Source organism: Dietzia sp. DQ11-38-2, assembly GCF_014145055.1.
GTDB lineage: Bacteria > Actinomycetota > Actinomycetes > Mycobacteriales > Mycobacteriaceae > Dietzia.
Genome location: NZ_JAALDW010000028.1, coordinates 1 through 6,361 on the forward strand (window position 1 = coordinate 1; position 6,361 = coordinate 6,361).

Below are 6,361 nucleotides of genomic sequence, written 5' to 3' on the forward strand. Positions count from 1 at the left end.
AGACGGTCGAGGACCTCGCCGAGCGGCGCCGTGACCGCCGGGCCGCCGCGCTCCGCGGCCAGCGCCGCAATGCCGGGAGCGATCTGAGTGCGCGCTTCGACCACACTGCGGGCGATGGCCACATCGAGCTTCTGGCCGCGCACCATGAGCCGCGGCAACAGGTCGAGCCCGGCGTGCCGATGGAAATCGCGGACCGTCGTCGTGCCGCCGTGACGAACCTCGACCACACCGGTCTGAGCGATCCGCTGAAGCGCCTCGCGCACCGCCGGCCGAGAGACACCGAGGACCTCGGCCAGACGTCTCTCACTGGGGAGGGCGTCACCGGCCGCGAGCTCGCCGTCGACAACCTCGGAAAGTACTTGGTCGAAGACCTGGTCGGACACGGACTGCCGCTGTACGGGACGAAGTGCCATACACGCACAGTAGAGAACACTGGCCATGTGGTCAACTGGTATGACCATAAGATTGCGGAGGAAAGTCCCTAGGGACGTAGAGCCCGAGCTCCGCGGCCGCGTGGGCAAGCCGGGGTTGTCGAGAGCGTGACCACCGGGCTGGTGTGGTGAACGGGACGGCGCGCGCAGCGGCGGGCCCGGCCTCGGCTGGGACGAACCGCCGCCGGGCTATGGTCCCGAGAACTCGGCGGGAATGGGCGACTCTTCGCCATCAAGTGCTGCGATGAGGGACCGGACGAGATCGGAGCGCGTCTTCCGAACGTATTGCCTCCGCAATCGGGCCGTGACAATCGTCTCGTCTAATCGTCCCGATTGAAGCTCCCACTTCTTTCGCGCTTATCAAGCGCATTTCACCTGGCCGGCGTCACGTCCTGTCATGAATGGAGGACCCATGTCCGTGCAGAGCCTTGAGGCCACACCGCCCCAAGCCCCCGTTGCGGCGCCTGCCCCGGGCCTGCACAATGCCGACCTGGCCCCAGTGCCCAAAGAGAAGAAGACCTGGGGATGGTTCGAGATCTTCAACGTGTGGACCAATGACGTCCAGTCGTTGGCCGGATATACCCTCGCCGCCTCACTTTTCATCACCTCCGGACTCAATGGCTGGTGGGTTTTTGCCGCGATCATCCTCGCGGGTGCCTTTGTCAACTGGCTCGTCAACCTCACCGGCTCACCGAGCGTGAAACACGGGGTCCCCTATGCGGTGATGGCACGGCTGTCCATGGGTGTTCTGGGCGCGAAGTTCCCGGCCTTGGTCCGTGGCATAGTGGCGATCTTCTGGTACGGGGCGCAGACGTACTTCGCCTCCACAGCGGTTGCCCTGGCCATCAACGCCGCCGTCGGAAACCCGGGGGGCGGCACCTTCATGGGGCTAGACGCAGTCGGGTGGGTCTCTTACGTCATCGTCGCACTTCTACAGGTACTGCTCTTCACCCGAGGAATCGATGTCATCGCGCGGTTCCTCAACTTCGCCGGGCCTGCTGTCTACGCGGTCATGGTGGTGCTGCTCATCATCATCTGGGTGAGAGCAGGTGGGGACATGCTCCCGGCGGTCGGCTCCATTTTCAGCGATTCCGATGTGACCGGCTGGGCCGCCGTGGCCGCCTTCTTCGGTGTGGTGGGAACGATGATCGCCTACTTCAGCGCGGTCATCATCAACTTCGGTGACTTCTCCCGGTTCTCCCGAACCGAGAAAGAGATGAAGATCGGCAACTTCACCGGGTTGCCGCTGTCGCTGGCGTTTTTCACTTTCCTGTCGCTGTTCATCACCGCAGGTGCATACGTGGTCTTCCAGGACGGGCAGGGTCAGCCCATGGACAACCCGGCGGACATTGTGGAACAGACCGAATCGGTGGTGCTGGCCATTATCGCAGCGGTGACGTTCCTACTCGCCACCGTGGGTATCAATCTGGTGGCGAACTTCATTCCGCCGGCCTACGACTTGGCCAACCTCGCCCCCCAGAAGATCAGCTTCAAGACGGGCGGGTACATCACCGCTGCGGTGGGCTTCGTCATCGGCGCGTTCTGGGTCGCAGTCATCGAGGAAATCGGATTGCCCACCTTCGTCGACACTCTCGGCGCGATTCTCGCGCCGCTCTACGGCGTGCTGGTGGTCGACTACTACATCGTCCGCCGGAAGCACGTTCGGACCGAGGACATGTTCAGCATGAATTCCGACGGTCCCTATTACTACACCCGTGGCTGGAATGTTCGAGCCCTGGTGGCAGTCGCTCTTGCCGCGGTATTCGCCATCAGTGCGGTCTGGGTGCCGGCCCTCGGAATGCTGTCCGGCTTCGCATGGGTGATCGGCGCCCTCATCGGAGGCGTGCTGTACTGGGCCGTGATGCGTAATCACAACCCGTCCGTGCGGGTGGGAGCAGCCCCGCCGCCGCCTGGGATCGACGCGGCCCCCAGTGTGTCGTGAAACCACTGCGTGGAGAAGTCGAGCCATTCGGTGTAGTGGCCCATCGCGCAGTGGTCGTCACCCGGGTAGAGCAGCAACTCTCCGAGCGGTGCCCCGTCCGCCAGGTCCACGGTGTCTAGCGTGCTGATCAGCGTGTCGTCGTCACCGTTGATCGCCAGGATCGGGATGGCGACGGTCGGGTAGAGCCGCTTGATCGACAGCTCATGGAGTGTGCGGCCGAGCTCCACGAGGTTCCGGGCGCCGGTCGTCCGCTGCAGGGTCCACAGCATGATGCCGGGCATGCCCAGGGTGGCCGCGAGCCCGAAGCTGCGGTGGTAGAGCCCTCCGTTCGACACGACCGCCTTGAGGCGGTGGCTGCGGACGGCCATACGGGTCGACCAGTGGGCTCCGAAGCTGATTCCCATCATTCCCATGCGCTCGGCGTCGACTCGAGGATGCGCGGCGAGCTGCTCGATCACCGCCTCGTACATGCCCTCGGTCGCTGCGGAGAGTGGTAGTCGGTACTGAAAGGTGCCGGGCATCTCCATCGTGACCATCGCCATACCGCGGTGGCGATGCCGCAGCGCCGGGAGCAGGGCTTCCTGGATGGTCCCCTCGAGGCCGTTCGTGACCAGCACGGTGGGGCACTCGTGGTCACCCTCGGGAAAGGTCCCGTAGGCCACGGCGTTCTCGCCCGCGATGTCCAGCGTGATGCGCTCGGCGTGGAAACCCAGGTGCGGCGCGATGCCGAGGAGCAGGACGTGGAGGAGGCGCTGGGACTCGGCGTAGGCCCGGAGCCGCTGCGGTGTCCAACCCGGCCATGCCGCGGCGAAGAGGTAGGTCATGGCCTTGACCAACTCGTCGATGGCGACGGCTTCCCGACGAGCGTCCGGATTCGCGGCGAGGAAGTCTGGCAGGAGGGTCCGGCCGTTCTCCGGGGTCCTGTCGGTGAAGATGGTCGCGGCGGGGGCGAGGACGGCACCCAGTTCCGCGGCCGTCGACTCCCCGCCGGGACCGAGGATCTGTTCTGTGGGGGGCGCTCCCAGGCTCCGCAACTCGACGTCGGCGGCGTCGAGGTGGACCCGGGCGCACTCGCCCCAGTAGTTCGCCCAGGCAGTGTCCTGGAACGTCCGGCAGTCCTCGAGCTGACGGATGAACAGTTCCCTGTCGAGGCCGCCCATGTTGACGAACCTGTCGACGAACAGTGCCGGGAGGAAGTACCGGGCCCCCCGTCGGCGCGTGGCTCGCTCCGTCGTCTTGGTCAGTGCGCACCAGGTCACGAAGAGGTCTTTGGTCCACCGCGGCATCCGCGAGCTCCGTTTCCGTCGAGTAGTCGTCGGTCGGATGCTAGTTCCAGAATTCTCCTTAAAGCAATGGGATTTGCGTTAGTCTTCTGTTGTGGACGACAGAGGCAGCAGGCCAGGGGGGCGTTCCGCAGTCGTGCGGCGGAAAGTCCTCGACGCGGTCCTGTCCTGCCTCGACGAGGGCCTGGTCCAGTCGAGCATCCCGGATATCGCCGCACGTGCCGGGGTCGCGCCCTCCTCGATCTACCGGCGCTGGGAGACCCGGGAGAACCTGGTCGCCGAGGCGTTGCTCACGGAGAGCGACGAATCGATCCCCGTTCCCGACACCGGTGCGATACGGTCCGATCTCATCGGCTTCGCCGAGGGCCTCGCCGCGTTCCTGGCCTCCCGTCGGGGGACGGCCATCCTGCGGGCGATGATGATGATCGAGTGGTCCGAGGAGCTGTCCGAGCTCCGTACACGGTTCTGGGACCAGCGATTCGCCGCCAGCAGCATGATGATTCAGCGAGGGATCGACCGGGGAGAGCTCGCCCCCGGCACCGACGCCCGTCTCTTCCTGCAGATGCTGATCGCGCCTCTCCATCTGCGTCACCTCCTGCTCGGGGGCGACCCCGCCACCGCGATCGCCGAACAGGTCGATCTGCTCCTCGCTGGCGCCGGAAGGACACCGTGAACCATGCAGCCGCACCCACCCGCGTCCGTCGTCGCCTCGTCGGCGGGCTCCCCACCACCGAGGTCATGCTCGACGGGGCCTGGAGGCCATGGGAGGACGGCGGCGCGGACCCGCTGGAAATCCCGCCCGGCATCCCGGAGCGCACACCCGCCCCCCAGGGGGCCCAGGAATCCGGGGGTGACGTGCTGACACCGTTCGCGCCCCTGTCGTTCCGCGACTTCATGCTCTACGAACAGCACGTGATCGCCGCCTCCCGGGGCATCGCCCGCACCTACCTGCCCCGGGCCCACCGGTTCACTTCCCTGTATGAGCGGGTCACCAGACGGACCTTCCCGAAGTTCGAGCCACCCGCCCTCTGGTACGACCAGCCGATCTACTACATGGGCAACGCGCTCACCTTTGTCCCCACGGGCACCCCGGTGGCCGCCCCCGCGTACGCCGACTCCCTCGACTACGAACTCGAGCTGGGCGTCGTCCTCAACGCCCCGCTGCGCGATGCGACGCCGGAGGAAGCGGCCGGCGCGATCGGTGGTTATGTGGTGCTGAACGACTTCTCGGTGCGCAATGTCCAGCTCAAGGAGATGCGCAGCGGGTTCGGCCCGCAGAAGTCCAAGCATTTCCTGTCCTCGATGTCGGCGGACCTCGTCGCCGCCGATGCCGTGGACGTCACCGACCTGTTCGCCAGCGTCAGTGTGAACGGGACCGTCGTGGCCACCGGCTCGACCCGGAATCCGGCCTACTCCCTCGGCGAAGCGCTCGCTCACGCCTCGCGTGGCGAGCAGCTCTATCCGGGGGAGTTGTTCGGTAGCGGTACCCTGCCGGGCTGCTCCGGCATCGAGGCCGGGGTGGTGCTCAGGCCGGGAGACGTACTCGAGCTCGACCTCAGCGGTGTCGGCACCATCCGGCACCCGATCATCGAAGGGAGCCAGGCGTGAAGATCGAGCAGGTCACCGGGACCGTCCATCTGGTCACGGGCACGAACGTGAACTGGGCGCTGGTCACCGACGGCGACGCCGTGACCGTGGTCGACGCGGGGTACCCCAATGATGGTCGACTCCTCCTGGCGTCGCTGGAGGCCATTGGGCGCGTACCCCAGGACGTCCAGGCCGTCATCCTGACCCACGCGCACCTCGACCACATGGGCGGCATCCCCTCGCTGCTCGCGGAGCACCGTGTTCCCGTCTACACCGGATCCACCGAGGTCGCCCATGCCCGCCGCGACTACCAGGAGCAGATCACGCCGGTGCAGATGCTCCACCAGTGCACCAGTCGAGCCGGCCTGATCTGGGTCGCGCAGACTCTCAAGGCAGTTCTTCCCCACATGACGATGTCGGTCCCGTCCGCGGTCGCGGTGCCGTTCGGCGAGGCGTTGGATCTCCCGGGAGCCCCCGTCCCCATCTCGACCCCCGGGCATACCAGTGGGCACACGGCGTACCTGCTCGACGACCTCGGAGTGGTGTTCACCGGCGACTCCCTCGTCACGTCCCATCCCCTGTTGGCGGGACCTCCACGGCCGCAGTTCCTGCCGTCCTGCTTCAGCGAGGACGAGGCCGAGATGGCCCGCAGCCTCAGCGCGCTCGGCGGCCTGCAGGCGGATGTGATCGTGCCCGGACACGGGCCCGTCCTCCGCGAAGCCCTGGTCGACGCCGTGGATCAGGCCCTCAGGGGGCGGTAGCGGTAGTGCATCAGAACTGTCCCTCGGAGTAACCGTCCGGGACGCGCTGACGCCGTTCGCACCCGCGTGCTCGGCGCATCAGGCGCAGCGTCGCCATGGACAGGCGGGCGCGCACAATCCTCGACCCACACCGACGTGGGCGGCAGTCCGCCCGCACCCGCTGCCCCTCCCGGGGTTGTGCGCCCCCACTGCTCGCCCCTGCCCCGGCTTGCGCGTCGCCTTCGGCCTGCGCGTCCTGTCTGTTCGCCAGTCCCTGGGTTGCGCGCCCTCTCGGGTCCATTCGTGACGCGTACCCAGCTCGCGCTGGATCGGCCACCCACCGTCAGAACTCAGGGAAGCCGCAGGCGCGGCGCTCAG

At 66.8% G+C, this 6,361-nt stretch carries 6 protein-coding genes; 4 read left to right on the forward strand and 2 right to left on the reverse strand.

Going from position 1 to position 6,361, the window contains the following annotated elements:
• A partial coding sequence (locus G6026_RS01140) for a GntR family transcriptional regulator (RefSeq protein WP_182611991.1) occupies positions 1-413 on the reverse strand: 413 nt, incomplete at its 3' end.
• Positions 414-843: 430 nt separating this feature from the next.
• Between G6026_RS01140 and G6026_RS01145 the strand changes: the two genes are divergently transcribed.
• Positions 844-2,373, forward strand: coding sequence for an NCS1 family nucleobase:cation symporter-1 (locus tag G6026_RS01145; RefSeq protein ID WP_182611992.1), 1,530 nt, complete (start codon positions 844-846; stop codon positions 2,371-2,373).
• On the opposite strand, the gene G6026_RS01150 is transcribed toward G6026_RS01145, so the two are convergent.
• The gene (locus G6026_RS01150; protein ID WP_182611993.1) at positions 2,301-3,659 is read right to left on the reverse strand and encodes an alpha/beta hydrolase; all 1,359 of its coding nucleotides are present in this window, start codon (positions 3,657-3,659) and stop codon (positions 2,301-2,303) included. The genes G6026_RS01145 and G6026_RS01150 overlap by 73 nt on opposite strands.
• A gap of 133 nt (positions 3,660-3,792) precedes the next feature.
• On the opposite strand from G6026_RS01150, the gene G6026_RS01155 reads away from it, so the two are divergent.
• Genes G6026_RS01155 through G6026_RS01165 form a run of 3 tightly spaced genes read left to right on the forward strand, consistent with a single transcriptional unit; the run spans position 3,793 to position 6,004 of the window.
• Entirely contained in the window at positions 3,793-4,329 is a 537-nt protein-coding gene (locus tag G6026_RS01155; RefSeq protein ID WP_182611994.1) for a TetR/AcrR family transcriptional regulator, read from the forward strand.
• A complete protein-coding gene (locus G6026_RS01160) occupies positions 4,326-5,264 on the forward strand; it encodes a fumarylacetoacetate hydrolase family protein (protein WP_309230200.1) in 939 nt (312 codons plus the stop codon). The genes G6026_RS01155 and G6026_RS01160 overlap by 4 nt, the downstream gene beginning before the upstream one ends.
• Entirely contained in the window at positions 5,261-6,004 is a 744-nt protein-coding gene (locus tag G6026_RS01165; protein ID WP_182611995.1) for an MBL fold metallo-hydrolase, read from the forward strand. The genes G6026_RS01160 and G6026_RS01165 overlap by 4 nt, the downstream gene beginning before the upstream one ends.
• Positions 6,005-6,361: the final 357 nt, after the last annotated feature.